Below are 26,598 nucleotides of genomic sequence, written 5' to 3'. Positions count from 1 at the left end.
CGCGCGCTGGTGGGCCGGCGTGCTCATCGCCCCTCCTCGGCGCTGTCGCGCAGGATGCGGCCGAGGGCGCTGACCGGGAACACCAGCCGGTACAGGTGGTAGTTGATGTAGAAGTCGCCCGGGAAGCCGGTGCCGGTGTAGTGCGGCTCGTCCCAGGTGCCGTCGGGGCGCTGGGTGTCGAGCAGCCAGGCCAGCGCCCGGCGCGCGGCGGGCGTGCGGTGCTCGCCGGTGGCGTGCAGCGCCAGCAGGGCCCAGGCCGTCTGCGACGCGGTGGACGTCCCGCGCCCGCGCATGGCCGGGTCGCGGTAGGAGCGCATGTCCTCGCCCCAGCCGCCGTCGCCGTTCTGATGCTCCAGCAGCCACCGCACGGCGCGGCGGATCGAGGAGTGCCCCGGCGCGACGCCGGCGGCGGTCAGGGCGGGCACGACGCAGCCGACGCCGTACACGTGGTTGGCCCCCCACCGGCCGAACCAGGAGCCGTCCGTCTCCTGGGCCCGCAGCAGCCACCGCACGCCCCGGCGGGTGGCGGGTGAGTCCCTCAGGCCCTGGGCGCACAGCGCCTCCACGATGTGCGCGGTGACGTCGGCGCTGGGCGGGTCGATGACCTCACCGAAGTCGCAGAACGGCAGGTCGGCCACGAGCGCGCGGTCGTTGTCGGCGTCGAAGGCGCCCCAGCCGCCGTCGCGCGACTGCATGCCGACCAGCCAGCGGGTGGCCCGGTGCAGCACGGCATGGCCCCGCAGCGGGGTCCGTCGCAGCGCGAGGATCACCTCGGCGGTGTCGTCGGTGTCGGGGTATCCGTCGTTGTCGAACTCGAACGCCCAGCCGCTCGGCGGGACGTGCGCCCGGCGGACGGCCCAGTCGCCCCGCGCGGTGATCTCCTCCCCGGCGAGCCAGTTCCCGGCCCGCACCATCGCGGGATCGTCGGCCGGCAGCCCGGCGTCGGCCAGGGCCGTGACCGCGAGCGCGGTGTCCCACACCGGCGACTGGCACGCCTCCAGGCGCCGCACCGTCCCGCCGGGCGACTCCTCGCGCACGGTGAACCGTTCCAGCCCCACCAGGCCCGCTCGCAGCACCGGGTGCGTCACGGGGTAGCCGAGGGCGTGCAGGGCGATGAGCGAGTACACCCACGGCGGCTGGATGCCGCCCCAGGAGCCGTCGGCCTCCTGCCGGGCGATGATCCACTCGGCGGCGCGGCGCAGCGCGTGGCGGCGCAGCGGCCGGGCGGCGACGCGCTCGTAGCCGCGGGCGGCGAGGTCGAGGCGGTGCAGCCAGCCCGCGCGGCGTGTCAGCGGCGGCGGTGGCGGCGGGTGCAGCCCCGTGCGCAGCTCCGGCAGCGAGAAGCCCAGCGACCGCACGGGCCGCAGCGCCCGCACGATCGACAGCGGCACGATGGTCTGGCGGGCCCAGCACGCGAAGTCGTACACGTTGAAGGGCATCCACGCGGGCAGCAGGACGAGCTCGGGCGGGACGGCGGGCACCCGGCGCCACGGCCACTCGCCGAACAGTGCCAGCCAGATGCGGGTGAACACCCGGCTGCGCTCGATGCCGCCCCGGTCGCGGACGAACGCCGCGGCCGCCGCCATGTGCGGTGCCTCGGGCGCATCGCCGGCCAGGCGCAGCGCGGTGTACGCCTCGATGGTGGTGGACAGGTCGCCGGGGCCGCCGTGGTACGTCGCCCAGGCCCCGTCGTCGCGCTGCCGGGAGCGGATCCAGCGGGCCGTCTGCGCGGTCAGGCGCTCGTCGCGGAGCCCGAGGAACCGGCGCATCATCAGGTCCTCGGCCTCGATCGTCACGTTGGTCTCGAGCTCGCCCTTCCACCAGCCGGCGGCGTCCTGCCGGGCGCGCAGGTGATCCGTCGCCCGCTCCAGGCCGTCGCGGAGCCGGTCGATGAGCTCGTCGCGCGCGGGTGCCCGCGTCGGTACCCCGGCGGCCATCAGTGGTGGCGTCCCGTCACGAGGTGGGCGAGGTCCGCCAGGTCGTCGTGCACGTCCGCGGGCAGGCCGAGCGCGTCGAGCTCGGCGAGCGCGTGGCGCAGGTGGCGGTCGGCCTCCTGCCGCACCCAGTCGCGCGAGCCGGCCTCCTCCAGCAGCCCGGTGGCGGTGCGCAGGTCGGCGTCGTGCAGGTCGCCGGTCGTCGCGTACAACTCCCGCAGCGCCTCGCCGGCGGCGGTGCCGGACGTGAGCGCGTGCACGACCGGCACCGACTTCTTGCGCGACCGCAGATCGGACCCGACCGGCTTGCCGGTGCGCGCCGGCTCCCCCCAGACGCCGAGCTCGTCGTCGACGAGCTGGAAGCTCATCCCCAGGTGGGTGCCGAGGCGCGTCAGGCCCTCGGTCACGGCCACGGGGGCGTCGCACAGCAGCGCCCCCAGCGCGCAGGCGCACGACATCAGCGCCGCGGTCTTGTCGGCGCTCATCGCGAGGCACTCCGCGAGGGTGACGTCGTCGCGCCGTTCGAACTCCAGGTCGGCGACCTGTCCGGCGATCAGCCGGTGGACGTCGGCGTCCAGCCGCCGGGCCGCCCGCACGGTGCCCGGCCGGGTGTCGCCGCTGAGCACGTCGCGCGCGAGCAGCATGAGGGCGTCACCGGCGAGGATCGCGGCGGGAATGCCGAAGACCGCCCAGGCCGTCGGGCGGTGCCGGCGTACCGTGTCCTGGTCCATGACGTCGTCGTGCAGCAGCGAGAAGTTGTGCGCGAGCTCGACGGCCGCCGCGGCGGGGACACCCCGGTCGGCTGGATGACCGGCGGCGCGGGCCGACAGCAGGGCCAGGGCCGGACGGATGCCCTTGCCGCCCGCGGCGGACGGCGAGCCGTCGGCCTCGCAGTAGCCCATGTGGTAGGCGGTGACCCGCTGGTTGCGGGGGTCGAGGCGGCCCAGGAGCTCCCTGATCCGCGGCTCGACCAGGGCGGGTACCTGATCGAGGAAGCCGACGGGTGCGATGGTCAACGTGTGCCCTCCAGGGTTCGGTCGGCAGATGCCAGGTGGGCGAGCACGACGTCGGCGGCGCGGTGGCCGCTTCGGACCGCGCCCTCCATCGTGTCCGGCCACCCGGTGTCGGTCCACGCTCCGGCCAGGACGAGGCCGGGAATGCGGGTCGCCGCGCCGGGCCGCAGCGCGCGGGTCCCGGGAGCCTGCCGGAAGGTCGCCCGCGGCTCGCGGGTGACGAACGCGTCCAGCAGCCGTGCCGAGCGCGCCGCGGGCAGGAGCCCGGCGACGGCCTCGGCGCAGACGGCGGTCAGGCGCGCGGCCGGGGCCGCGATGGTGTCGTCCGCGGCGGAGATCGACACCACCAGGTACTGCTCGCCGGGCATCGAGTCCGGCGTCCGGTCGAAGATCCATTGGGCCGGGGACTCGACGGCCGCGGCGAACGGCAGCCGGGTGACGGGCGAGTCGTAGCGCAGGTGGACGTTCACGATCGGGGAGCTGCCCAGCCGGTGCCAGTCGTCCCGGGCGGCGCCCGCGGCGGGCGGCACCAGCCGCGCGGCGGCCCGCGGCGGAACGGCCAGCACGACCGCGTCGGCGAGCATCTCGTCCTGGGCCGTGCGGCCGCCGGAGCCGCCGGTCACGACCCGGAACCCGGTGACGTCCGGCCGGATCCGCTCGGCCCGGCGGCCGGTGGCGACCCGCACGCCGAGCCGGGTCAGCAGCCGGCGCGCGGGACGGCCGTGCAGGTCGGCCAGCGGCACGAGCGGCCGCCCGATGTCGCCGGCGCCGGCGCGCTCCAGCAGCCCGGTGCGGAACACCCGCGCGGCCAGCGCGAGCGACGCGTGCTGCGCGGGCGTGTTGAGCGCGGCGACGGTGATCAGGTCCCACAGGCGGCGCACCGCCCGGGGACCCTGGCCGTGCTCGGCCAGCCACTCGCCGAAGGACCGCTCGTCGTTGGCCGCGTCGTCCGGGTCAACCGTGCGCAGCGCGCCGGCCGCGGCGATCGCGCGCACCCGCTCGCGGGCGTCGAGCAGGCGGTAGCGGGCCAGGGCCGGCAGCAGATGGGCCGGGGCCGGCAGCCCCCGCGTGCGGGCCAGCACATGCGGCGCCCGGCCGTGCGAGAGGACCGGGACCCGGAAGTGCGGCTGGATCCGGGCCAGGTCCGCGCTGCCGAGCCGCTCCAGCAGGGCCCGGTAGCGCCCGTAGCAGCGCAGGAACACGTGCTGCCCGGTGTCCACGACGAGCCCGTCGTGGTCGAAGGAGTACGTCGCCCCGCCGAGCTCGTTGCGCCGCTCGACCAGCGTCACCCGGGCACCGGCGTCGGCGAGCAGGAGGGCGGCGGTGATGCCCGCGAGCCCGCCGCCGACGACGCACACGTCGCGGCCGGCGACCGGGGCTGATGGCGTGTTCGACGGCGTGGCCATCAGGCCGACCGCAGCGCGAGGGCACGGGCGGCGACCATGGCCTTCGCGCCGGAGGAGAGCGACAGCCGGGTGCGGGTGACGGCCAGCGGGTCCTCGGCGATGCGGGCCAGCAGCCGGCGGTAGATGCCGGCCATCGCGGCGGTGCAGGCGGCGCTGCGGGCGTCCAGCATCGGCAGCAGCCGAAGACCGGTCTCGTACCACCGCTCGGCCCGCTCGGCCTCGAAGCGCACGAGCGCGGCGAAGCGCTCGGGCGGGTCGGCGAAGCCGTCGCCGTCGAGCTCCAGGTTGCAGCCGAATCGGTCCAGGTCGTCCTTGGGCAGGTAGACGCGGCCGGCCAGCTGGTCCTCCCGCAGATCGCGCAGGATGTTGGTCAGCTGCAGCGCGATGCCCAGCGCGTCGGCGAACGCGGCGGCCCGCGGCGGCGCTCCGGTGCCGAAGACGCCCAGCGACAGGCGCCCGACGGAGCCGGCCACGCAGCGGCAGTACCACAGCAGGTCGTCCATCGTGGCGTAGGTCGTGCCGCGCACGTCGGCCGCGCAGCCGTCGATCAGCTCGTCGAAGGCCGGCAGCGGGATGGGCAGCCGCCGGGCGGCGTCGTGCAGGGCCAGCAGCACCGGGTCGTGCCCGGCCGTCTCCGGCAGCCGGTGCAGCGCGTCGCGGACCTCGTCGAGGCGGCCCAGGCGCTCGTCCGGCGGCCGGGACCCGTCGCCGATGTCGTCGATGCGGCGGGCGGTGGCGTACACCGCGGACAGCGCACGCCGGCGGTCCCGCGGCAGCAGCCGGATGCCGTAGGAGAAGTTGCGCGCCTCCCGGCGCGTGATCTCCTCGCAGTGCCGGTACGCCGCCGCGAGGGAGCCGCCCGCGCTCACCCGGCGCTCCTGATCATCAGGCCCAGCCAGGATCTCGCGATGTCGCGCCGGCGGGGCCGCGGCGGGCCGGGCAGCGGGTCGTAGCCGCTGCGCCTCAGGGCCCGCAGCGTGGCGCGGCCCCCGGCGACGTATCCGCCGACCGCCACCCGCGCCCAGCCGTGCAGCGCCCCGACCAGCGGCGTCCCGGCGTCCAGCCACGCCCGGGCCCGGCCGGCCTCGAAGCGCACGAGCGCGCGCAGCGCGCCGCTGGCCGTGGCCGCGGCCAGGTCGGTCTCCGCCACCCCGAACCGGTCGAGGTCGGCCGCGGGCAGGTACACCCGCCCGCGCCGGTGATCCTCGGCGATGTCCTGGAGGTGCTCGAGGACCTGCAGCGCGGTGCAGACGCGGTCCGACCGCGCGATCAGCGCCGGCTCGGGCCGCCCGAACACGTGCAGGACCAGCTCGCCGACCGGATCGGCCGACAGGGAGCAGTACCCGACGAGCTGCTCGACGGTCTCGTAGCGGGTCACCGTCTGGTCGACCCGGTTGGCCTCGATCAGGCGCAGCAGCGGCCCGGCGGGCAGCCGGCACGCGGACACCGTCGGGGCGAGCCCGCGCAGCACCGGGTGCCGGACCGGGCGGCCGTCGTAGAGCTCGCGGACCTCGGCCTCGAACGCGTCGAGCGCCGCCGTGCGGGCCCGGGTGCTCAGGCCCGGCACCGGTTCGTCGCCCAGGTCGTCGACGAACCGCGCGTAGCGGTACAGGGCCAGCAGGTGCTCACGCGTCGCCCTGGGCAACATGCGAAGCGCCACCGGGAAGTTCTCGCCGCCGGCCCGCTGCTGCGGTGCCAAGGGCCCGTCGGGCAGCGCCGTCTGGGTCGTCATGCCGGGCATGGCGGCGCGCTACCCGCGATCCGCGCTCGTAACCTTCGCGGCGCTTCCTGGTGGCGGTCCGGCATCCGGCGCACCGGGGCGGCGCTCATCGGAGGTGGTCGCTCATCCGGGCGAACCGCAGCCCTTGGCGCTCGCCGTCGCCGGCGATCGCCGTCAGCGCGCCGAGGGCCGAGCCCCAGGAGCCGGGCACCGCCGCGCAGTCGCTGTCGTGCAGCAGCAGGGTGGCGCCGCCCCTGATGCCGCCGGAGCGCAGGTGGGCCAGCACGGTGGCGGTGGTGGCGCCGGCCTCCCAGTCGCGGCCCCAGGCGCTCCAGAGCACCGGGCGCAGGCCGAGCCGGACGCCGGCGAGGAGGCTCCCGGTGGACAGCACGCCGTACGGCGGGCGGAACCACCGGGGCGGGGCTCCGCAGACGCCGAGAATCAGCTCGGCCGTGCGGGCGAGCTCGCCGTGCACGCGCCCCGGGCTCATCCGCAGGTGACTGCGGTGGGTCCAGCCGTGCACGCCGATCTCGTGCCCCTCCTCGTGGATACGGCGCAGCAGGCCGGGCGCCCTCGCCGCCATGGTGCCGAGCACGAAGAAGGTGGCGGGGATGCCCAGCCGCGCCAGCGACCGGAGGAAGTGCGGGGTGGAACGCGGGTCCGGGCCGTCGTCCAGGGTGAGCGCGACGGTGCCCGGCCGACCGGCGCCGTTCAGCGCCGGCAGGTGCCGGCGGACCGACGGCAGCGCCGTCACCGCGGGGCCCGCGTGCAGCACCGCCGTGGCCGCGGACACGCTCATCGCCAGAAGCCGTCTGCTCATGCACTCCTCCACGTGGCCGGGCCGGGCGGGACGGGCGGCTACCCGCGGCGGTCGCGCCGAAACCGGGGCCGGTCGCGCCGGCACCGCAGCAAGATTGGAGTTGGGTCGCACCGGCGTTCCCGCCCGCGCGGCGTGCGGCGTGCGACCGGGCCGAACGGCATCGAGAGGAAGGACGGGGTGCCGTGAGTATTTCCCGCCGCCTGGCCGATCTGTTCCGGATCAAGGCCAACAAGGCCCTCGACCGCGCCGAGGACCCACGCGAGGTGCTCGACTACTCCTACGAACGCCAGCTGGAGATGCTGACGAAGGTGCGCCGCGGCGTGGCCGACGTCGCCACCAGCCGCAAACGCCTCGACCTGCAGCTGACCCAGCTGCAGCAGGCCGCCGACCGGCTGCAGGACCAGGCCGCCGAGGCGGTCGACGTGGGCCGCGACGACCTCGCTCGCGAGGCCCTCACGCGCCGGGCCGCCGTCGCCGCCCAGATGGGTGACATCAGCGCCCAGCGCGACGCGCTCACCGGCGAGGAGGCCAAGCTCACGATGGCCGCCACCCGGCTGCAGGCGCGGGTGGAGGCGTTCCGCACGCGCAAGGAGACCATCAAGGCCACCTATACCGCGGCCGAGGCGCAGAGCCGCGTCGGCGAGGCGGTCTCGGGCATCTCCGAGGAGATGGGCGACGTCGGGATGGCCGTGCAGCGCGCCGAGGACCGTACGGCGCAGATGCAGGCCCGAGCCGGCGCGATCGACGAGCTGCTCGCCTCCGGCGCGCTGCAGGATGCCACCGCGACGACCGCCGGCCGCGACGACCTGCGGGCCGCCCTCGACGCGGCACGGGGTGACCAGGGCGTCGACCGCGAGCTCGCCGCGCTCAAGGCCGGTCGGCCCGCGCCGGGCATCGGCGGCGGAGCGCAGCCCCGCGCGGTGGACGCGGGGCCGCCGGACGAGGGGGCCCGGCGATGATCATCAGGAGCACCCGATGCGCACCCGATTTCGCCCCGACCGCCGCCTGACCGCGCGCATGGCGCTGACCGTGTTCCTGCTCGGGCTGCTGTACGTGGCCTTCATCGCCGTCCTCGTCACCTTCTTGCGCTCGGTGGTGGCGGTCGTGGTCATCGCGGGCGGCATGCTGGCCGTGCAGTACTGGTGCTCCGACCGCCTCGCCCTGGCCGGCATGGGGGCCCGGATCGTCGACCCGCGGCAGCAGCCACGGCTGCACGGCGTCATCGACCGGCTGTGCGCCGCGGCCGACATGCCGAAGCCGCGCGTCGCCGTGGCCGACACCGAGCTGCCCAACGCGTTCGCCACCGGCCGCAACACCGACCGCGCGGTGGTGTGCGTGACCACGGGCCTGATGCGCCGGCTCGAGAACGACGAGCTGGAGGCGGTGCTGGCCCACGAGCTGTCCCACATCGCCCACCGCGACGTGGCGGTCATGACGATCGCCGCGTTCCTCGGCGTCGTGGCCGGCATGGTCACCCGCTTCATGTTCTACTCGCAGCTCTTCGGCGGCCGCCGGCGCGCCGACAACCAGACGTACCTGCTGCTCATGCTGGTCATGGCCGTCTCCGCGGTGGTGTACGCGCTGAGCTTCCTGCTCATCCGCGCCCTGTCGCGCTATCGGGAGCTGGCCGCGGACCGTGCCGGCGCCATGCTGACCGGCCGGCCCTCGGTGCTCGCCTCCGCGCTGACGAAGGTGACCGGCGAGATGGCCCGCATCCCGACCCGCGACCTGCGCACCGCGCAGGCGTTCAACGCGTTCTTCTTCGTCCCCGCGATCGGGCCCCGGCCGAGCCTGGCGACCCTGCTCTCCACGCATCCGCCCCTGCGGCGGCGCCTCGACCAGCTGGCCCAGGTCTCGGCCGAACTCGAAAGGGCGGCGCCGCAGGCATGAGATTCCTCGACGCACTGCTGGGGCGCACCAGACCGGTCCAGCCCGACCTCGACGCCCTGTTCGCGGTCCCGGCCGCGGCCACCACGCTGCAGGCCGCCCTCGACCTGGAGCCGACCGGCGTGGGCGCCGTGTGCTTCAGGACGGCCGAGGGCCCGGCCGCCGCCCGGGCCGAGTCCGAGGCGCTGTCGCTGCTCACCGCCGACCAGGCCGCGCGGGTGTCCACCAGCCGGGACGAGTACGGCTACACCTGGATCGCCGGCCGGCACGACCGCGACGACCTGGCCGGCCTGGTCACCGACCTGCACGCGGTGAACAGCACCCTCGCCGACGCCGGCTACGGCCCCAGCCTGCTGTGCACCGTCATCGGCTTCACCGGCGCCACCGACGCCCGCCGGCTCGGCCTGGTGTACCTGTTCAAGCGCGGCACCTTCTACCCGTTCGCCCCCACCGGGGCGCAGACCCGCGACAACGCCCTGGAGCTGCAGATCCGCGCCCAGCTCGGAGGCGAGCTTCCCGTCGAGGCGGATCTGAGCCGCTGGTTCCCGATCTGGACGACCCCGGCCCTGTAGGCCCTCGCAGCGGGGGTTCGGCACCGCGGGACCGGCGTGGTGTAGGCCCGGTGCGGCGGGGTAGTCCGCGGCCCATGGCTGCGGTGCGCTGGCTGCGCGAGAGCGGGCTGACCGGGGAGCTGGCGGCGGAGTTCACCGGGACGATGGTGCTCATCCTCTTCGGGTGCGGCGCCGGCGCGCAGGTCATCGCCGGCGGGCTCGGCGGACACGACAGCATCGCGTGGGCGTGGGGCTTCGGGGTGACGTTCGGGGTGTACGTCGCCGGGCGCATCAGCGGCGGGCACCTCAACCCCGCCGTGAGCGTGGCGTACGCCGTGTTCGGCGGCTTCGAGTGGCGCAAGGTGCTGCCGTACTCCGCGGCCCAGACGCTCGGCGCGTTCGTCGGTGCCCTGCTCGTGCGCTGGAACTACGGCTCGATCCTGCACGCCGCCGATCCGCGGCACACCGTCAAGACGCAGATCGTGTTCTCGACGCTGCCCGGCAACGGCACCCTGCCGGTCGACATGCGCGGCGCGTTCCTCGACCAGGTCATCGGCACGGCGATCCTGCTGTTTCTCATCATGGCCGTGACCGATGCCCGCAACAACGCGCCCCGGTCCAACCTGGCGCCGCTGCTCGTGGGGCTCATCGTCGTGATGATCGGCATGGCCTGGGGCGCCGCCGCCGGTTTCCCCATCAACCCGGCCCGCGACTTCGGGCCGCGGGTCGCGTCGTTCCTCACCGGCTACGGCGGAGCGTTCGTGGACCAGACCGGCTACCCGTACTTCTGGGTGCCGATCGTCGCGCCGCTCGTCGGCGGCATCCTCGGCGCCTGGGCGTACCGGCTCGCCATCGGGCGCTACCTGCCGGCCCGGCGGCACACGCCGGGGAGGGTGGACGTCAGCAGTGGCTGACCGCACCGGCACCCTGTCACCGGCCGCCCGGGACGACGCCGCCGCGGCCCTGACCGGCACCGAGCTCGACGTCGTCGTCATCGGCGGCGGCGTGGTCGGGGCGGGCTGCGCCCTCGACGCCGTCACCCGCGGCCTGAGCACCGGGCTGCTGGAGATGCGCGACTTCGCCAGCGGCACCTCGAGCCGGTCGAGCAAGCTCATCCACGGCGGCCTGCGCTACCTGGAGATGCTCGACTTCCGGCTGGTGCGCGAGGCACTGCGCGAGCGCGGTCTGCTGCTGAGCCGCCTGGCCCCGCACCTCGTCCGGCCGGTCCCGTTCCTCTACCCGCTCACCCACCACGTGTGGGAGCGGGGCTACGTCGGCGCGGGCATCACGCTGTACGACATCATGGCCGGACGCGACCGGGGCGCCCTGCCCCGCCACCGCCAGCTGAGCCGCCGCGCCGCGCTGCGGGTCTGCCCGGCGCTGCGCCCGGACAGCTTCGTCGGCGCCGTGCAGTACTGGGACGCGCAGGTCGACGACGCCCGGCACACCATGTTCGTGGCCCGCACCGCCGCCGCCTACGGCGCGCACGTGCTGTCCCGCGCCCAGGTCATCGGCTTCCTGCGCGAGGGCGGGCGGATCACCGGCGTGCGGGTGCGCGACCTGGAGCGCGACCGCGAGTTCGAGGTGCGCGCCCGGCAGGTCGTCAACGCGACCGGCGCGTGGACCGACGACACCCAGGCGCTGATCGGCGAGCGCGGGCAGTTCCACGTCCGCGCCTCGAAGGGCATCCACCTGGTCGTGCCCCGCGACCGGATCCGCTCCTCCACCGGCATGATCCTGCGCACCGCGACGAGCGTGCTGTTCGTCATCCCGTGGGGCCGGCACTGGATCGTCGGCACCACCGACACGGACTGGACCCTGGACAAGGCGCATCCGGCCGCGACGCGCGCCGACATCGAATACCTGCTGCGCGAGACCAACCAGGTGCTCGCCACGCCGCTGCGCCACGACGACGTCGAGGGCGTCTACGCCGGCCTCCGCCCGCTGCTGGCCGGGGAGTCGGAGCTCACCTCGAAGCTGTCGCGCGAGCACCTCGTCGCCACGCCGGTGCCCGGGCTCGTCGCGGTCGCGGGCGGCAAGTACACCACGTACAGGGTGATGGCCGCCGATGCCGTGGACGCCGCGGTGCACGGGCTGGGCGGGGCGATACCGCCGTCGTGCACCGACCAGACGCCGCTCGTCGGCGCGGACGGCTTCGCGGCCCTGTGGAACCAGCGCGCCGCGCTCGCGACCGGCAGCGGCCTGCACGTCGCCCGGATCGAGCATCTCCTCGGCCGCTACGGCAGCCTCGTCCCCGAGGTGCTGGAGCTGCTCGCCGCCGACCCGCGGCTGGCGCGGCCGGTGCCCGGCGCCGACGACTACCTGATGGCGGAGGTGCGCTACGCCGTGCTGGCCGAGGGCGCCCGGCACGTCGAGGACGTGCTCACCCGCCGGACCCGCATCTCGATCGAGACGTTCGACCGGGGCGTGACGGCGGTGCGCCCCGTGGCCATGCTCATGGCCGACGCGCTCGGCTGGACCGCCGAGCAGGTCGACCGCGAGGTGGACAGCTACCGGCTGCGCGTGGAGGCGGAGCGGGCCTCCCAGACCCAGCCCGACGACCGCACCGCCGAGCGGATCCGCCGCGCGGCCCCCGACGTGGTGCCGGTGGTGCGCGCCGCCTGACGCACACATCGACAGACTTCCCTTCGATCGGCGCCGCTTCCTGAGAGAAGTCGCAGGTGGCCGGGGTGCACAAGGCATCTCGGCAGTTCCGATCGAGGGGTTCACCTGCGCCTGAGAAGCCGCTATGGTCATGGGGCTCGCCGCGAGTGATCGTCACCGTTCCGGTGACGGCGCGGCGGCCCGCCGAGTCGTGCTCGAACGAGCCGGGGACCCAAGCATCACAGGGGTGAATCCGTGCGGCCACGCGCCGCACGGTAGGGCGATCCTCCCGCCCGAATCCGTCAGCTAACCCGGTAGGCGGCACCGGAAGGAGCAGCACATGCACGCCCTCACGCGGGGCCCCACCTCGGCTCATCGCCCAGCGGACCCACCGGCCCGCCCGGATCGCCGCATCGGCTGACGCTCCGGCCCGCACACCGCTGCCCGATCACAACGCCACGACCGCCACTGTCCGCAGTGGACGGTCGATCGCGCATTCCCCCGCTCCGCACCGGACCCCCGGCCCGGAGTCGAACACTGTCGAGGTTTCCCGTGCAGTACCAGTGCAAACCCAATCGTCCCGACAATCTGAACCGTTCGCTCCGGCCGAGGTGCGCCCGTGCCGGCCGATGAGACCATCGGGCGGCACCGGCGGCAGGAGCAGCCCGGCCGTCGCCTCCCGGCCCGCCGCGGCATCGCCCTGTACTCCGCGGCCGCCGTCGTCGCGTTCGCCGTCATCGGCGCGCTGCTGTCGTTCACCTCACACGGCCCGAGCGCGCTGGCCGTGGCCCAGAACGAGTCGTCGAACCTGAGCGCCGACGAGCGGGCGGCCGACGCCGTGAACCGCGCATCGCGCGGCGAGGCGCGAACCGGCGACACGCCCAGCCGGCAACCGTCGCCGAAGGCGAGCGCCGCGGCGAAGCCGTCACCGGCGAAAACCACGGCGCAGCCGCCGCCGGGCACGGCCACCGCCGCGCCGACGACCGCCCCGCCCACGCCGGCGGTCATCGCCCCGATCGGCGGGCTGAGCCAGGCCGAGATGAACAACGCCGTGACGATCATCCGCACCGGACAGCAGATGGGCCTGCCCAGCCGCGCGTTCGTCGTGGCCCTCTCCACCGCGCTGCAGGAGAGCCACCTGCACAACCTCGCCAACTCCAACGTTCCCGAGTCGCTCAACCTGCCCAACGAGGGTGTGGGCAGCGACCACGACTCCGTCGGGCTGTTCCAGCAGCGGCCGAACTGGGGCACCGTCGAGGAGCTGATGAACCCCGCGGAGTCCGCGCGCCGCTTCTACAACGCGCTCATGGAGGTCTCCGGCTGGCAGCAGATGGACGTCACCGTCGCGGCGCAGACGGTCCAGGTGTCGGCGTTCCCGGACGCGTACGCCCAGTGGCAGTCGCTCGCCGAGCAGGTCGTCACCGCCGTGCCGTGATCCGCCCGCGCCCCGGGGTTTGTTAGGCGCCCGGGGCGGCGGGTAGACGCCTGCGGAGACGAAGGAGGTGGGGCGTGACCCAGACCCAGCACCAGGACGTCGTCGACGTCCTGAAGAACCAGCACGCCGAGATCAAGGTCCTCTTCAACCGGCTCGCCGGCGCGCAGGGCGACCAGAGGCGAGCGCTGTTCTTCGACCTGGTCCGGCTGCTCGCCGTGCACGAGAGCGCCGAGGAGCAGATCGTGCACCCGGAGGCCCGCCGGGCGCTGGGTGACCGCGGCGACCAGGTCGTCGACGCCCGGCTCCACGAGGAGTCCGAGGCCAAGCAGGTCCTGTCGGAGCTGTACGACCTGGGCGTCGACCACCCGGAGTTCGACGAGCGGCTCAGCGCGTTCGCGGCCGACGTCATCGAGCACGCCACCCGCGAGGAGGCCGAGGAGTTCGAGCAGCTGCGGCGCACCGTCGAGCCGGAGAAGCTGCGCCGGATGGCCTCCGTGTTCGAGGCGGCCGAGAAGCTCGCGCCGACCCGGCCGCACCCGGCCACGGGTGAGTCCGCGACGGCGAACCTGCTCGCCGGTCCCCCGATCGCCGTCTTCGACAAGATCCGGGACGCTCTGCGCCGGACCTGACCCACGAAGGCCCGCACCGGCCCGCCCGGTGCGGGCCGGAGCCGGTTGGTGTCAGGTGCCGGGCGGTGGGTAGTTCACGCCGCCATGACGGCTACGCAGACGGACGCCGCCCGGGCGGATCGCGGCATCGTGCTACCCGGCGTCGTGCTCGGCGCCGGCCTCGGCGGGTTCGTCGACGGCATCCTGCTGCATCAGATACTGCAGTGGCACCACATGCTCAGCAGTACCACCAGGTATCCGGCGGACACGCTCGCGGGTCTGCGGGTGAACACGCTGTGGGACGGGCTGTTCCACACCTGCACCTGGCTGGCCGTGCTGACCGGCCTGGCGCTGCTGTACTCCCGGATCACGGCGGGGCGCGCCCGGGTGTGGGGTTCGCGTGTCCTGTGGGGCTGGGTGCTGGTCGGCTGGGGCGGCTTCAACCTCGTCGAGGGCACGGTCGACCATCAGATCCTGGGCATCCACCACGTCCACGGCGGACCCGACCAGGGCTGGTGGGACCTGGGCTTCCTCGTGCTCGGCGCCGTCCTGATCGCCGCCGGCTGGCTGCTGCAGCGCTCCGCCCGGCCGGGCCGCCGCACCCGGTGAGCCACGCCCATCCCGCCGGCGGCGGCCTGCTGCCGGTCCTGGTCCTCGCCGGTGCGCTCGGCTACGACGCGATGGCGAGCCTCGGCCGCCGCCACTGGCCCTGGTGGCGCTCGGCGCTGTTCCTGACCGGCGCCGCCCTGCTGGCGGCCGGCCTGGACCCGGCCGTATCGCCGTGGCCGGCGGGCGACTTCCGCACCCACGTGCTGCAGCACCTGCTCGCCAGCATGCTCGCCCCGCTCGGCCTGGTCCTCGGCGCGCCGGTGACGCTGCTGCTGCGCACCGTGCCCGCCCCGACCGGCCGGCAGCTCACCCGGCTGCTGCACACCCGCCCGGCCCGGCTCCTCGGCAGCCCGTGGACGGCGCTGACCCTCACCTCCGGCGGCCTGATCGCGCTCTACGGAACCCCGCTCTACGCCGCCACGGCCCGCGACCCCGGCCTGCACGAGCTCGTCCACGCCCACATGCTGCTCGCCGGGTGCCTGTTCACCTGGGTCGTCGCCGGCCCGGACCCGGCGCCGCGCCGCCCCGCGGTCCGCGTGCGGCTCGTCGTGCTCGGCGTCGCCATCGCCGTGCACGCCACCCTGGCCCAGCTCCTCTACGCCGGGCTGTTCCTGCCCGGCGCGACCGTCCCCGCCGCCCAGCGGCACGGCGGCGCCGCGCTCATGTACTACGCCGGCGACATCGCCGAGTTGCTGCTCGCCTTCGCGTTGGTCACGACGTGGCGTCCCGTGCCCGCACGGCGATCACGCGAGCGCGCGCTGGTGCCGGCGGCGGGAGAGGTCACTCATTGCGGGCGGTCTCCGGTCCGGTGATGCGCGACAGCAGCGGCAGGGTCGCGGCGATGATGGCCATGGACACGGCCAGGCCCAGCGCGGCCAGGGCGTAGTAGGACCAGTCCGGCGCGGCCAGGGTGTAGCCCATCTGCGCGCGCAGGAACAGCTGGGCCGCGGCGAACCCGGTGACCGCGGCCAGCACCGCGACCGCCAGCAGCGGCACCGCCGACTCGAGGGCGACGACGCGGCGCAGGGCCCGCAGCGGGACGCCGGTGAGGCGCAGCAGGCTGAAGGGGCGCTTGCGGTCGGCGATGCCGGCGGCGACGCTCACCGCCAGGCTGCAGCCCGCGATCGGCAGGCTGAAGAGCATGATGACGTCGGCCAGGCGCTGGAACAGCGCCATCTGGGTGCGGGAGCTGCTGCCCCGCTCGAGGTCGGTGAGCGCCGGGACCTCGTAGTCCGGGAAGGCCAGCGTCAGCGCGGTGCGGGCCCGTTCGTGGGCGGCGGTGGTGCCGTCGAGGCCGACGACGACGCTGTCGGGCGGGAGCGCCGCGACCTGCTCGGCGGTGACGGACGCCGCCGGCCAGACGGTCGCCGCGCCCGTGCCGGTGCGCGTGCGGTCGAAGCCGACGAGGTTGCTCCAGATCTGGGCGTACTCGGCGCCGGGGGCGCACGTGCCGTACTGCGGAATCCGCGCGAGATCGGCGCACGCGACGATGCTGGAAGGGCTGGCCGGCCCGTCCTCGGGATTGTCGTGCAGCACGAGGGCGAAGGTCACGCCCGGCACGCGGCGCAGCCGATCGGACACGTCCTGCGGCAGGGTGCCCTGCGGCCCGACGTACTGGTCCATCGTCACCGCCGCGAGGTCGCTGTAGAGCACGCCGCGCTCGAGGTTCATCGTGGTGATGACGCCGGTCGCGACGCTGACGACGAACAGGGTGAGCATGACGCCGCTGATCGCGCGGAACGCGGCCTGCGGGTTGTCGGCGAGCCGCCGCGCCGCCACGAGCGTGGGCAGCCGGCGGGCGTGCCGGGCCATCAGCCGGGCCCCCACCATGGTGATCCACGGGCCGGCGATCACGAGGCCGACCATGGTGATCAGGAAGCCCGGCAGGAAGACGGCGGTCTGTCCGCCGGAGGTTTCGGGCTTGTGACCGATGCAGTACGCCAGCTCCGCGAGCCCCGCCACGACGGGGACCGTCCGCCACGCGCGCGGCGGCTTCGGGGTCACCTGGCGGGCGACGCCCAGCGGCGAGATCCGGACCCGGCGCATGGCGAGCGCGGCCGCGGCGATCGCCCCGAGCGGGACGCCGACCGCGACGAGCACGGCGACGGGCAGGCCGGGCGAGAGATCGGCGGGGAAGAACCGCTCGGTCGTGAGCGGCACCGCCGCCATGGCCGCCCGCAGCGCCGGGAACAGCGCGAAGCCCGCGATCGTGCCGGCCACGGCGGCCGCGCCCGACTCGACGGCGGCCAGCTGGGTCACCTGGCGCGGCGTGGCGCCGATGAGCCGCATCGCCGCGAACCGCTGTTCCCGGCGGGTGGCCGACAGGCGCGTGGCCGTCCCGACGAAGACGAGCAGCGGGAAGAGCAGGCCCCCGGCGACGACGGACAGCACCAGGTCCATGGCGGCGGCCGGGATCTTCAGCGGCTCGGTGGACACCGCGGTGACCTCGTGGGCCCGCGGGATGCCGCCGACCTCGCCGGGGGTGCGGCCGACGACGGCGACGAGCGAGTCCGGCGACTCCAGCGCGTCCGCGTCGATGATCCCGGCCTCGTGCCCCGGGAAGCGCGCGGCGAGCTGGTCGGCGGGGTGCGTGGCGATGAGGTCGTGCAGGGCCGGCGAGACGTAGTACTGCCCCGGCGCCGGCAGCCGCGGCAGGCCCGGCACGGCCGGCGGGTTGGCGCCCTTGAGACCGACGTCGATGCGCCACATCGACCTGCCGCCGAAGAAGTCCCCACGGCCGGCCCAGACGACCGGGTCGGCCGCGGGCCCGCCGGCGGCGGGCTGGCCGCGCAGCCAGGCGCCCCGGCTGACCTGGGCGTCGAGCGCCCGGACGCCGGCGATGGTGGCCAGCAGCAGCCCGGTGCCGAGCGCGACGGCGACGGCGATGACCACGAACCGCAGCAGCGCCTCGCGCCCGTTGGCGAGGGCCAGGCGCAGGCCGAACCGGATCACGACGCGGCCAGGGCGTGCACGCGACCGTCCCGGACGATCACCTCGCGATCCGCGTAGACGGCGACCCTCGGCTCGTGGGTGACGAGCACGACGGTCGTACCGTGCTCCCGCGCCGCCGCCACCATGAGGTCCATGACCTGCTCGCCGGTGAGCGAGTCGAGGGAGCCGGTGGGCTCGTCGGCGAACAGCACCCGCGGCCGGTTGATCATTCCCCGTGCCAGCGCGACGCGCTGGGCCTGACCACCCGACAGCTCCCCCGACCGGCGCCCTTCCAGGCCGGCCAGGCCGATCCGGTCCAGCCACCCGCGCGCCTCGCGCAGGGCGTCGCCGCGCCGCGACCCGCCGAGCAGCAGCGGCAGGGCGACGTTCTCCTCGACGGTCAGCTCCGGCACCAGCTGCCCGAACTGGAACACGAACCCGAAGCGCTCCCGGCGCAGCGTGCTGCGCCGGTGTTCGTTGAGCCCGTCGATGCGCTGCCCGTCGAAGCGGACCTCGCCGGCGCTCGGCACCAGGATCCCGGCGAGGCAGTGCAGCAGCGTGGTCTTGCCGGAGCCCGACGGCCCCATGACGGCGACGATCTCGCCCGGCCCCGCGTCGAACGAGGCCCCGCGCAGCGCCTGGGTCTCCCCGAACGACAGCTCGATGTCGCGGGCCTCGATCACGGCGCTCATCGGCGCACCAGCCCGGCCAGGTGGTCCAGGCGGGCCACGGTGAGCTCGATCCAGCGCAGGTCGGCCTCGAGGTGGAACAGGCCGTGGTCGGCGAGCATCGCCTCGATGAGGTCGTTGCCCTTCTTGATCTCGTGCAGCTCCCGCATCCGCTTGAGGTGGGCGGCGCGCTGGGTGTCGAGATACTCCGCGGCGGGCCGCTCCAGCATCAGCGACAGCATCACCTTGGCGAACAGCACCGTCTGCAGGTGCGGCTCGGGCTCGACGGGCTGGGTCAGCCACGCGTCGACCTCGGTGGCGCCGAGGTCGGTGATGACGTACCGCTTCCGCTCGGGCCCCTCCCCCGCCTCGACCTCGCTGATCACGACCTTGCCGTCGCGGGCGAGGCGGCCGAGGGTCGAATACACCTGACCGAAGGGCAGCGGGCGGCCGCGGCCGAAGAACGTGTCGTAGTCGCGCTTGAGGTCGTAACCGTGGCTCGGCCGGCGCTCCAGGAGGCCCAGCAGCGTGAGAGGAACGCTCATGCGGCTGACCATACACCACAGATATACACCGCGTATATACCCCCGGGTGATACACCGTCGCGACCGGGCGGGCGACCACCCTGGCGCCGCGCCCGGCCGCCGAATGCGGTTCGGAATGCGCGCCCGAGCATTTCACTCCTACACCATGTAGGGGACGTTCAGGATGCATTCAGGTGCACCGTGCGAGGCTCTGCGGCAGGAGGTGAATCCATGCGGCTGTTGTTGGTGGAAGACGAGGTCGGGCTGGCCGAGACGATTCGCGACGGGCTGGCCGTCCAGGGATTCACGACCGACCTGACCTTCACCGGCATCGACGGGCTGTGGGCGGCGACCGAGTCCCCCAACGGGGCCTACGACGCGATCGTGCTCGACATCATGCTGCCCGGGCTCAACGGCTACGAGGTGTGCCGGGAGCTGCGGCGGCGGGAGGTGTGGACGCCGATCCTCATGCTGACCGCGAAGGACGGCGAGTACGACCTGGCCGACGCCCTCGACCTCGGGGCCGACGACTACCTCACCAAGCCGTTCCCGTTCGTGGTGCTGACCGCGCGGCTGCGGGCGCTGATCCGCCGTGGCGCGCCCCAGCGGCCCGTCGTGCTCACCGCCGGCGACCTGCACCTGGACCCGGCCCGGCGCCGGGTGGGCCGCGGCGACCACCCGATCCAGGTGACGCCGCGCGAGTTCGCGCTGCTGGAGTTCCTGCTGCGGCGCGCCGGCGACGTCGTGTCCAAGACCGCCATCCTGGAGAACGTGTGGGACGCCGGATTCGAGGGCGATCTGAACATCGTCGAGGTCTACGTCGGCTACCTGCGCAAGAAGATCGACCACGCGTACGGGCGCTGCGCGATCCAGACCGTGCGCGGCGTCGGCTACCGGCTGGACCCGGATGGCGGCTGACCGCCGGATCGTGGCCGTCGCCCTGCCGCTGGGATTCGCCACGCTCACCGCCCTCGTCGCCGCGCGCTTCGGGCCGCTGCTGCACCTCGACTCCGGGATCAGCGACGCCGCCCTGCGGTTCACGCGGTCGCACCACGTGTGGCGGGCCGTCATGTCGGCCGTCACGCACAGCGCCGACCATCGCGTCCTGCTCCCGGCGCTGCTGCTCGCCGTCGCGTTCGCGGTGTGGCGCCGCGACCGGGCCGGCGTCGTGTTCCTGCTCGCCGCCGCGGCCGCCGCGACCGTGCTGCGTCTGACGGTCCTGACCCTCGTGCACCGCCCCCGCCCGCCCGAGCGGATCACCGCCGCCGCGGGCTGGGCGTTCCCGTCCGGTCACACGACCTCGGCGACCGTCGCGGCGGGCATCCTCGTCGTGCTGCTGTGGCCGCTGCTGCCCAGCGGCCGGGCGCGAGCCGTGCTCACCGCCGTCGCCGGACTGTGGGCGGGGCTGGTCGGCGTCAGCCGCGTGGCGCTCGCCGCGCACTGGCCGACGGACGTGCTCGGCGGCTGGCTGCTCGCGGGCTCCGTCCTGACCGTGCTCGCCATCGTGCTGCGCCCGCGCCCGCGAGATGCCCTCCGGCCACCGCCCGCCGGCTCCCCGCCGGGCGGCGACGGCCCGTAGGCGGCACGCCGGTCACTCAGCCGCCGTGGTCAGCTCCCCAGCGGCAACGGGGTCGCCGCGGCCGCGCCACCCAGCGGGGGCAGCCCGTAGCGGTCCTCGATGGTCCGCAGGACCGAGTAGTGGTCGACCCGGCCGGGGCGGTTGCCCGGGGTGATGCCCGCCCCGGCGACGAGGGTCAGGATCTGGTTGCCGCTGCCGCCGTCGTCCTCGTCGAACGTCACGATCAGCCAGCTGTTGTTCGCCTCGGCCCACCGCGCGTAGGCGTCGAGGTGCTCGCGGGCCCAGGCGTCGCCGGTCGCGACCCCGCAGTCGTGCATGTCGTGGCACAGGTTCGGGACCACGAACGCGACGGTGGGCAGCTGCGCCGGGTCGGCGGGCCACGCGGTGTAGGGCCGGTTCGCCGCGTCGGCGACGTTGTCGAAGTCGGCCCAGGGATTGTGCTTGGCGGCGTACCGCCCGCGCGAGCAGCCGCGGTATCCGGCGGCGGGAAGGTCCTCGGAGTAGCCCGCGAAGGTGTGCCCGGCCGCCTGCAGCTGCTGGGCGAGGTTCGGCGCCCGGCCGGCCCGGACCGGGCAGTGGTCGTCGGTGACGCCCTGGGTCGAGCCGGAGAACAACGCGAGATAGTTCGGCTGGCTCGGGTGGGCGACCCCGTGCGCGTCGGTGAACACGGCTGAGCGGGCCATGAGCGTGTTGAGGTACGGCGCCTCCGGGCGCCCGGCGAGCTGCCGGTAGGACTTGTTCTCGAACACCACGACGACGACGTGGCCGGGTGCTCCGGACGGCCCCGGTGACGCGGAGGACGGGGACGCGGAGGACGGTGACGCGGAGGACGGGGACGCGGTGGACGATGGCGCGGACGGCGGGGGCGGTGCCGGGGCTGGGGCCGGGGCACCACCGCACCCGGCGGCCAGGGACAGCGCCACCGCCGCCACCGCCGTCGCGGTGCGGAGCCGCCGTCTCGCCGCTGCCCGGACCTTCATACCCGGCTCAGTTTAGTCGCCATGCCCAGCCGAGCAGGCGACGATCCCGGGCGCTTCGTTCGTCATCGGGTGAGCGGCAGGCTCACGCGCAGCAGCGCCCCGCCGGCCGGGGACTCCTCGACCGTCAGCGTGCCCCCGTGGGCGGTCACGATGTCGCGGGCGATGGGCAGCCCGAGCCCCGTGCCGCCACCGGCGCGGGAGCGGTCCTCGTCGAGGCGGACGAAGCGGTCGAAGACCCGGTCGCGGTCCGCGGGGCCGATGCCCGGCCCGTCGTCGGCCACGGTGACCTCGGCCGCGTCGTCCTGCGCCCGCACCGTCACGTCGACCGCGTGCTTCGCGTACCGGGCCGCGTTGTCCACGAGGTTGCGCAGCACGCGCTGCAGGTGGTGCGGGTCGCCGTTCACGCGCACCGGCGCCGCCCGCGTCGTGACCCGCAGGCCCGGGTGCTGCGCGGTCAGGCGTTCCCGCTCGAGGTACACGAGGTCGTCGAGGTCCACGTCCTGGTGCCGCAGCTGCAGCCCCTTCTCGTCCACCCGCGCGAGCAGCAGCAGGTCCGCGATGAGCCGCGCCATCCGGTCGCTCTCGCGCCGCATCCGTTCCACGTGCGGACCGTCCCCGAGCAGGTCCAGCCCGGCCAGCACCGTCGAGAGTGGACTGCGCAGCTCGTGCGACGCGTCGGCCACGAACCGGCGCTGCGCGGCGGTCGCGGACTCGATGCGGTCGAGCATCCCGTTCATGGTCGCGGCCAGCGCCGCGATCTCGTCATTCGCCGGCGGTACCGGCAGCCGCATGTGCAGGTTCCGGCCGCTGATCGTCTCGGCCTGCCGGCGCATCGCGTCGACCGGCCGCAGCGAGCGCCCGACGAACAGGTAGGTCGCGACCCCGACGGTCACGGTCAGCAGCGGCAGGCCGACCGCGAGCGCCCCGATCGCGGCCGCGGTCCCGTCGTCGATCTCGTCGATCGACTGGCCCACGAGGACCGTCCGCTGCCCGGCCGCCCCGAGCGCGGTGATGCGGAAGTACTCGTCGTGCGCCACCGGGAGCCGTCGCTGCTCCAGCCGGGTCTGCCCCGCCGGCGGCCGCAGCGCCGAGATCGGCGGGGCTCCGGCGAGCAGCGTCGAGGAGCGCACCACCTTCCCGCTCGCGTCGAGCACCTGCACGATGGTGCGGTCGCGCAGTGACGGCTGGATGAGCGCGGCGAGGGCCTCCTCGTCGTCGATCGCGCCGGCGATCTGGGCGGCCCGCTCGCCGGTGCTCTGGTCGACGTTGCCGGTGAGGATGACCTTCGCGGCGATGACGAACGCCACGCCGGTCAGCACCGACGCGACCGCCACCACGGCGGACGCGGCGAGCGCGGAGCGCATGCGCACCCCGAGCCGCTGCCGAATCCCCGCCGCGAACCTCATCACCCGTCGGACGGTAGCGGCGCGGTCCTGAACGGGGGCTGAATTCAAGCTGTTCTCAGGATCGGCTCGGCACCATGCCGCCTCATGCACCACTTGACCTACCCGGAGGCGATCGTCGTCGGCCTCCTGCAGGGCGTGACCGAGCTGTTCCCGGTGTCGAGCCTCGGCCACAGCGTCTTGCTGCCCGCGCTCGTCGGGGGCCGCTGGGCCCGCGACCTGAGCGTGTCGGCGCCCGAGTCGCCGTATCTGGCGTTCGTGGTGGGGCTGCACGTGGCCACGGCGCTGGCGTTGCTGATGTTCTTCTGGCGGGACTGGCTGCGGATCCTCGGCGGGTTCGGGTCGTCGTTGCGGTACCGCCGCATCATGACGCCCGAGGAGCGCCTCGCGTGGATGATCATCGTGGCCACGATCCCCGTGGGCGTCACCGGCCTGCTGCTGGAGCACACGTTCCGCACGGTCCTGGGGCGCCCCGTGCCGGCGGCGGTCTTCCTCACCCTCAACGGGATCGTCCTGCTCGGCGCCGAACGGCTCCGCCGCCGCGCGCCCGCCCAAGATCGGACCACCGGCGATCCGGACGAGCGCCTCGCGTCCGGCTCGTTCTCGCGCGCCCTGCAGATCGGCAGCGCGCAGATCCTGGCCCTGCTGCCGGGCATCAGCCGCTCCGGGGCGACCATGGGCGCGGGGCTGCTCAAGGGGCTGTCGCACGAGGACGCGGCGCGCTTGTCGTTCCTGCTCGCCACGCCGGTCATCTTCGCCGCGGGCGTGCTGAAGGTGCCGGACCTGGCCGGCCCGCTCGGCGCCGGCATCCGCGGCCAGGTCCTGGCGGGCAGCGTGGCCTCCTTCGCCGCCGCCTACCTGTCGGTGCGTTTCCTGACGCGGTACTTCGAGCGGCGCACCCTGACGCCGTTCGCGCTCTACTGCGTCGCGGCCGGACTGGCGAGCCTGGGCTGGCTCACGCTCGGCTGAGCCCGGACGCGGTGCGGGCCGCGCCTCAGTACGACGCGAAGGTGCTGATCGAGGAGGCGGCCCGGCGGCCGACGTGATCGACCGGGCGGGACGAGCCCTACCCGGACACCTCCTTCGACTTCCCCGTCGCGTAGCGCGGGAGCCGCACCGTGACCCGCAGACCCCCGTCCGCCGCGGCCGTGAGGTCGAGGGTGCCGTCGTGGGCCTGGACGATGCTCTTGACGATGGCCAGGCCCAGGCCGACCCCCGCCTGGTCGCCTCGGATGCGGTCGGTGCCGCGCCGGAACGGCTCGGTGAGCGTCGCGACCAGCTCCCGGCCGAGCCGGTCGCCGGTGTTCTCGACGCTGAGCACGACGGTGTCCGTGCTGACGGCGGTGGCGACCCGCACGCGGCCGTGCTCGGGCAGGTTGTGGATGATCGCGTTGTGCACGAGGTTCGTGGTCATCTGCAGCAGCAGCGCGGGCGAGCCGCCGGTGCGGGCGACGTCGCCGCAGATCTCGAGGGTGACGCCGTGCTGCTCGGCCAGCGGCAGGAGCGTCTCGCCGGCCTCCTCCGCGAGGAGGGACAGGTCGACGGGCTCCCGGTCGAAGGAGCGCTGGTCGGCGCGGCTGAGCACGAGCAGGGCCTCGGTGAGGCCGATCGCGCGGGTATTGACGGCGCGGAGGCGCTCGACCAGCTCGCCGGGGTCGGTGGTGCCCTCGCGGCGGGCCACGTCGAGCAGGGTCTGGGTGATCGCCAGCGGGGTCCGCAGCTCGTGGGAGGCGTTGGCGGCGAACCGCCGCTGCTCGGCCACGTGGGCCTCGAGCCGGGCGAGCATGCCGTCGAAGGCGTCGGCGAGCTCGCGGAACTCGTCCTGGCGGCCCTCCAGCCCGATCCGGTGCGACAGCGACCCGGCCGCGGCCGCGCGGGTGGCGTCGGTGATCCGGGCCAGCGGCGCCAGCATCCGGCCCGCGAGCATCCACCCACCCACCAGCCCGAACACCAGCAGGAACAGCATCCCCTGCTCGGCCCGCGGCGCGAACGCCACGAGCAGGTCGTGCCGGCTGGGGCCACGCAGGACCAGCGACCGCGGCGGCCGGACCTCCGGCGGGTCGGGCACGTAGCGCAGGAGGAACACCCACACCAGGCCGAGCAGCAGGGCCCCGGCGACCATGAGGAACCCGGCGTAGCTGAGGGTGAGCTTGAGCCGGACGCTCAGCCCGGGCCGCCTATCCACGGTCGCCTCCGGCGTCGATGCGGTAGCCGACGCCGGGCACCGTCGCGATCAGCCACGGCTCGCCGAGGCGCTTGCGCAGGGCCGAGACCGTGATGCGCACGGCGTTGGTGAACGGGTCGGCGTGCTCGTCCCAGGCCCGCTCCAGCAGCGCCTCGGCGCTGACGACCCCGCCGTCGGCCCCGACCAGCACCTCGAGCACCGCGAACTGCTTCCTCGTCAGCGCGACGTACCGCCCGTCGCGGTAGACCTCGCGGCGGAACGGGTCCAGGCGCAGCCCGGCGATCTCCCGCACCGGCGGCCGGCTGTGTCCGCGCCGCCGGTGCAGGGCCCGCAGCCGCAGCACGAGCTCCTGCAGCTCGAACGGCTTGGTGAGGTAGTCGTCGGCGCCGAGCTCGAATCCGGAGGTTTTGTCGTCGAGCCGGTCGGCCGCCGTGAGCATCAGGATCGGCAGGCCGCTGCCGGAGGCGACGATGCTCGCGGCGACCTCGTCGCCGGAGGGCCCGGGAATGTCACGATCGAGGACGGCGATGTCGTAGGCGTTGACGCTCAGCAGCTCCAGCGCCGTGTCGCCGTCGCCGGCGATGTCCGCCGCGATCGCCTCCAGTCGCAGACCGTCGCGGATGGCCTTGGCCATGTCGGGCTCGTCCTCGACGACCAGCACACGCATGCGGCCGATCCTACGAGCCCGAACATATCGTGGGCGTACCGGAAAGCGGCTTTGCTCAGGCCGGGACCAGGACACGCTCGGTCACCGGGCTCCTCGACGCGCGCCAGCACGCGAGGCCGATCGGCAGGTCGACCCAGCACGACAGGATGCGGTAGAGCAGCACCGCCGCCGCGGCCGGGGCGGCGGGCGCGCCGGCGGCCGTGAGCGCGACGAGCAGGCTCGCCTCGATGACCCCGATGCCGCCCGGGGTCGCCGGGATCTGGCGGACGAGCTGCGCGACGAGGTAGCCGGTCACGATGGTCGTGACGGGCACCGCGAGGCCGGTGGCGCGCACGGCGCCGATGAGGCACGCGAGGTCGGCGAGCCAGTTGAGCACCGCCATGCCGATCACGGCGAGCCATCGCCGCGTCGGGACCGAGCCGGCCAGCGTCAGGGTCCGCCGCAGCGTGGTCCGGATGCGCCCGTCGTCCGCCGTCTCCACGACCGGCCCCGGGCCGCCCGCGCGGCGCACCGCCCTGGCGTGCAGCGCGACGAGCACGCCGAGCACGACCACGGCCGCGCCGATGCCGAGCGCGGCGGCCGACGGGCGGGCCAGCAGCAGGACGTTGCCCGCGTAGAGCAGGGCCAGCCCGGCGATCGACGCCGCCCCGGACAGCAGCATCACGGCGGCCGCGACCGGCCGGGGCGCGCCGTGGGCCCGGAACCGCCCGAAGGCGTAGCCGGCCGACACCGCGGACCCGGCCGGCAGCGCGGCCGCCATCGCCGAGCGCGTGTACGTGAGCCCGAGCGAGACCCCGGGCCCCATCCGCACCGCGAACGCGCCGAGCAGGAGCCGCTGCTGCTCGGAGAACGCGACCATGGAGAGGCCGGACAGCACGACCGCGCCGGCCAGCCAGCGCGGGTCGGCCGTGCGCAGCGCCTGCCACGTCCGGGATGCGGACGGCAGGTGGCCGCGCAGCTCCAGCGCGGCCACGACGACGCCCACCACGAGCAGCCCGGTTCGCCAGTACCGTTTCACGCCCATCAGACTCGGCGCCGAAGGTAAGAGCGAGCGCGATCCGCGGCTAAGAATTG

26 protein-coding genes and 1 riboswitch are annotated in these 26,598 nt (G+C 74.8%); of the genes, 12 read left to right on the top strand and 14 right to left on the bottom strand.

The window, feature by feature from the left end:
* Window positions 1–23: 23 nt before the first annotated feature.
* From shc to ACQP2P_RS20375, 6 genes are all read right to left on the bottom strand, one after another.
* Window positions 24–1,937: a squalene--hopene cyclase gene (gene shc, locus ACQP2P_RS20400; protein WP_433618205.1), complete on the bottom strand. Its 1,914-nt coding sequence runs from the start codon at window positions 1,935–1,937 to the stop codon at window positions 24–26.
* The gene (locus tag ACQP2P_RS20395; protein WP_433618203.1) at window positions 1,937–2,950 is read right to left on the bottom strand and encodes a polyprenyl synthetase family protein; all 1,014 of its coding nucleotides are present in this window, start codon (window positions 2,948–2,950) and stop codon (window positions 1,937–1,939) included. Before ACQP2P_RS20395 ends, shc begins: the two co-directional genes overlap by 1 nt.
* Entirely contained in the window at window positions 2,947–4,353 is a 1,407-nt protein-coding gene (gene hpnE / locus ACQP2P_RS20390) for a hydroxysqualene dehydroxylase HpnE (RefSeq protein WP_433618202.1), read from the bottom strand. Before hpnE ends, ACQP2P_RS20395 begins: the two co-directional genes overlap by 4 nt.
* Window positions 4,353–5,222, bottom strand: coding sequence for a presqualene diphosphate synthase HpnD (gene hpnD / locus ACQP2P_RS20385; RefSeq protein ID WP_433618200.1), 870 nt, complete (start codon window positions 5,220–5,222; stop codon window positions 4,353–4,355). The genes hpnE and hpnD overlap by 1 nt, the downstream gene beginning before the upstream one ends.
* Window positions 5,219–6,085 (bottom strand): squalene synthase HpnC, encoded by an 867-nt coding sequence (hpnC, locus tag ACQP2P_RS20380; RefSeq protein WP_433618199.1) that lies wholly within the window; start codon window positions 6,083–6,085, stop codon window positions 5,219–5,221. Before hpnC ends, hpnD begins: the two co-directional genes overlap by 4 nt.
* 94 nt (window positions 6,086–6,179) lie before the next feature.
* Window positions 6,180–6,893 carry a polysaccharide deacetylase family protein gene (locus ACQP2P_RS20375; protein WP_433618198.1) on the bottom strand — a complete coding sequence of 238 codons (714 nt, stop codon included), beginning with the start codon at window positions 6,891–6,893 and terminating at the stop codon, window positions 6,180–6,182.
* A 182-nt stretch (window positions 6,894–7,075) separates the two neighbouring features.
* Here ACQP2P_RS20375 and ACQP2P_RS20370 point away from each other — a divergent pair, with 182 nt between their 5' ends.
* The 9 genes from ACQP2P_RS20370 (at window position 7,076) to ACQP2P_RS20330 (ending at window position 15,399) form a co-directional block, all read left to right on the top strand.
* Entirely contained in the window at window positions 7,076–7,852 is a 777-nt protein-coding gene (locus ACQP2P_RS20370; protein ID WP_433618197.1) for a PspA/IM30 family protein, read from the top strand.
* Between the two features lie 16 nt (window positions 7,853–7,868).
* Window positions 7,869–8,783, top strand: coding sequence for a zinc metalloprotease HtpX (htpX, locus tag ACQP2P_RS20365; protein WP_433618196.1), 915 nt, complete (start codon window positions 7,869–7,871; stop codon window positions 8,781–8,783).
* Complete coding sequence (gene pspAB, locus ACQP2P_RS20360) at window positions 8,780–9,352, top strand: PspA-associated protein PspAB (protein WP_433618194.1); 573 nt, start codon at window positions 8,780–8,782, stop codon at window positions 9,350–9,352. The genes htpX and pspAB overlap by 4 nt, the downstream gene beginning before the upstream one ends.
* Window positions 9,353–9,426: 74 nt before the next feature.
* The gene (locus tag ACQP2P_RS20355) at window positions 9,427–10,245 is read left to right on the top strand and encodes an MIP/aquaporin family protein (RefSeq protein ID WP_433618193.1); all 819 of its coding nucleotides are present in this window, start codon (window positions 9,427–9,429) and stop codon (window positions 10,243–10,245) included.
* On the top strand, window positions 10,238–11,956 hold the full coding sequence (locus tag ACQP2P_RS20350) for a glycerol-3-phosphate dehydrogenase/oxidase (RefSeq protein WP_433618192.1): 1,719 nt from the start codon (window positions 10,238–10,240) through the stop codon (window positions 11,954–11,956). Before ACQP2P_RS20355 ends, ACQP2P_RS20350 begins: the two co-directional genes overlap by 8 nt.
* Before the next feature lie 171 nt (window positions 11,957–12,127).
* Window positions 12,128–12,271: riboswitch (cyclic di-AMP (ydaO/yuaA leader) on the top strand.
* Window positions 12,272–12,554: 283 nt separating this feature from the next.
* A complete protein-coding gene (locus tag ACQP2P_RS20345) occupies window positions 12,555–13,370 on the top strand; it encodes a hypothetical protein (protein ID WP_433618190.1) in 816 nt (271 codons plus the stop codon).
* Window positions 13,371–13,444: 74 nt separating this feature from the next.
* The gene (locus tag ACQP2P_RS20340; protein ID WP_433618189.1) at window positions 13,445–13,999 is read left to right on the top strand and encodes a hemerythrin domain-containing protein; all 555 of its coding nucleotides are present in this window, start codon (window positions 13,445–13,447) and stop codon (window positions 13,997–13,999) included.
* Between the two features lie 84 nt (window positions 14,000–14,083).
* Window positions 14,084–14,587, top strand: coding sequence for a DUF2243 domain-containing protein (locus ACQP2P_RS20335; protein WP_433618188.1), 504 nt, complete (start codon window positions 14,084–14,086; stop codon window positions 14,585–14,587).
* Window positions 14,584–15,399 carry a cytochrome c oxidase assembly protein gene (locus ACQP2P_RS20330; protein WP_433618187.1) on the top strand — a complete coding sequence of 272 codons (816 nt, stop codon included), beginning with the start codon at window positions 14,584–14,586 and terminating at the stop codon, window positions 15,397–15,399. Before ACQP2P_RS20335 ends, ACQP2P_RS20330 begins: the two co-directional genes overlap by 4 nt.
* Here ACQP2P_RS20330 and ACQP2P_RS20325 read toward each other — a convergent pair.
* The 3 genes from ACQP2P_RS20325 to ACQP2P_RS20315 are packed head-to-tail and all read right to left on the bottom strand — an operon-like array spanning window position 15,368 to window position 18,731.
* Window positions 15,368–17,539, bottom strand: a complete 2,172-nt coding sequence (locus tag ACQP2P_RS20325) for an FtsX-like permease family protein (RefSeq protein WP_433618185.1) — start codon at window positions 17,537–17,539, stop codon at window positions 15,368–15,370. The genes ACQP2P_RS20330 and ACQP2P_RS20325 overlap by 32 nt on opposite strands.
* Window positions 17,536–18,210, bottom strand: coding sequence for an ABC transporter ATP-binding protein (locus tag ACQP2P_RS20320; RefSeq protein ID WP_433618183.1), 675 nt, complete (start codon window positions 18,208–18,210; stop codon window positions 17,536–17,538). Before ACQP2P_RS20320 ends, ACQP2P_RS20325 begins: the two co-directional genes overlap by 4 nt.
* A complete protein-coding gene (locus tag ACQP2P_RS20315) occupies window positions 18,207–18,731 on the bottom strand; it encodes a PadR family transcriptional regulator (RefSeq protein ID WP_433618181.1) in 525 nt (174 codons plus the stop codon). Before ACQP2P_RS20315 ends, ACQP2P_RS20320 begins: the two co-directional genes overlap by 4 nt.
* 210 nt (window positions 18,732–18,941) lie before the next feature.
* Between ACQP2P_RS20315 and ACQP2P_RS20310 the strand changes: the two genes are divergently transcribed.
* Both ACQP2P_RS20310 and ACQP2P_RS20305 read left to right on the top strand, forming a co-directional pair.
* Window positions 18,942–19,628 (top strand): response regulator transcription factor, encoded by a 687-nt coding sequence (locus tag ACQP2P_RS20310; protein WP_433618180.1) that lies wholly within the window; start codon window positions 18,942–18,944, stop codon window positions 19,626–19,628.
* Complete coding sequence (locus tag ACQP2P_RS20305) at window positions 19,618–20,289, top strand: phosphatase PAP2 family protein (RefSeq protein WP_433618178.1); 672 nt, start codon at window positions 19,618–19,620, stop codon at window positions 20,287–20,289. Before ACQP2P_RS20310 ends, ACQP2P_RS20305 begins: the two co-directional genes overlap by 11 nt.
* Window positions 20,290–20,318: 29 nt before the next feature.
* On the opposite strand, the gene ACQP2P_RS20300 is transcribed toward ACQP2P_RS20305, so the two are convergent.
* Together ACQP2P_RS20300 and ACQP2P_RS20295 are read right to left on the bottom strand one after the other, a co-directional pair.
* Entirely contained in the window at window positions 20,319–21,041 is a 723-nt protein-coding gene (locus ACQP2P_RS20300) for an alkaline phosphatase family protein (protein WP_433618177.1), read from the bottom strand.
* A gap of 290 nt (window positions 21,042–21,331) precedes the next feature.
* Window positions 21,332–22,675, bottom strand: a complete 1,344-nt coding sequence (locus tag ACQP2P_RS20295; protein ID WP_433619192.1) for a sensor histidine kinase — start codon at window positions 22,673–22,675, stop codon at window positions 21,332–21,334.
* Window positions 22,676–22,759: 84 nt separating this feature from the next.
* Between ACQP2P_RS20295 and ACQP2P_RS20290 the strand changes: the two genes are divergently transcribed.
* Window positions 22,760–23,641 (top strand): undecaprenyl-diphosphate phosphatase, encoded by an 882-nt coding sequence (locus tag ACQP2P_RS20290; RefSeq protein ID WP_433618175.1) that lies wholly within the window; start codon window positions 22,760–22,762, stop codon window positions 23,639–23,641.
* 97 nt (window positions 23,642–23,738) lie between these two features.
* Here the strand turns inward: ACQP2P_RS20290 and ACQP2P_RS20285 are convergent, their stop codons facing one another.
* The 3 genes from ACQP2P_RS20285 to ACQP2P_RS20275 are packed head-to-tail and all read right to left on the bottom strand — an operon-like array spanning window position 23,739 to window position 26,542.
* Complete coding sequence (locus ACQP2P_RS20285; RefSeq protein ID WP_433618173.1) at window positions 23,739–24,857, bottom strand: sensor histidine kinase; 1,119 nt, start codon at window positions 24,855–24,857, stop codon at window positions 23,739–23,741.
* Complete coding sequence (locus tag ACQP2P_RS20280; protein WP_433618171.1) at window positions 24,850–25,524, bottom strand: response regulator transcription factor; 675 nt, start codon at window positions 25,522–25,524, stop codon at window positions 24,850–24,852. Before ACQP2P_RS20280 ends, ACQP2P_RS20285 begins: the two co-directional genes overlap by 8 nt.
* Before the next feature lie 55 nt (window positions 25,525–25,579).
* On the bottom strand, window positions 25,580–26,542 hold the full coding sequence (locus tag ACQP2P_RS20275; RefSeq protein ID WP_433618170.1) for a lysylphosphatidylglycerol synthase transmembrane domain-containing protein: 963 nt from the start codon (window positions 26,540–26,542) through the stop codon (window positions 25,580–25,582).
* Window positions 26,543–26,598 lie beyond the last annotated feature (56 nt).

The organism is Dactylosporangium sp. CA-139114, assembly GCF_050955725.1.
Classification (GTDB): domain Bacteria; phylum Actinomycetota; class Actinomycetes; order Mycobacteriales; family Micromonosporaceae; genus Dactylosporangium.
The sequence above is the reverse complement of the archived record's forward strand: the minus strand, read 5'-3'. Positions and strand labels throughout refer to the sequence as shown.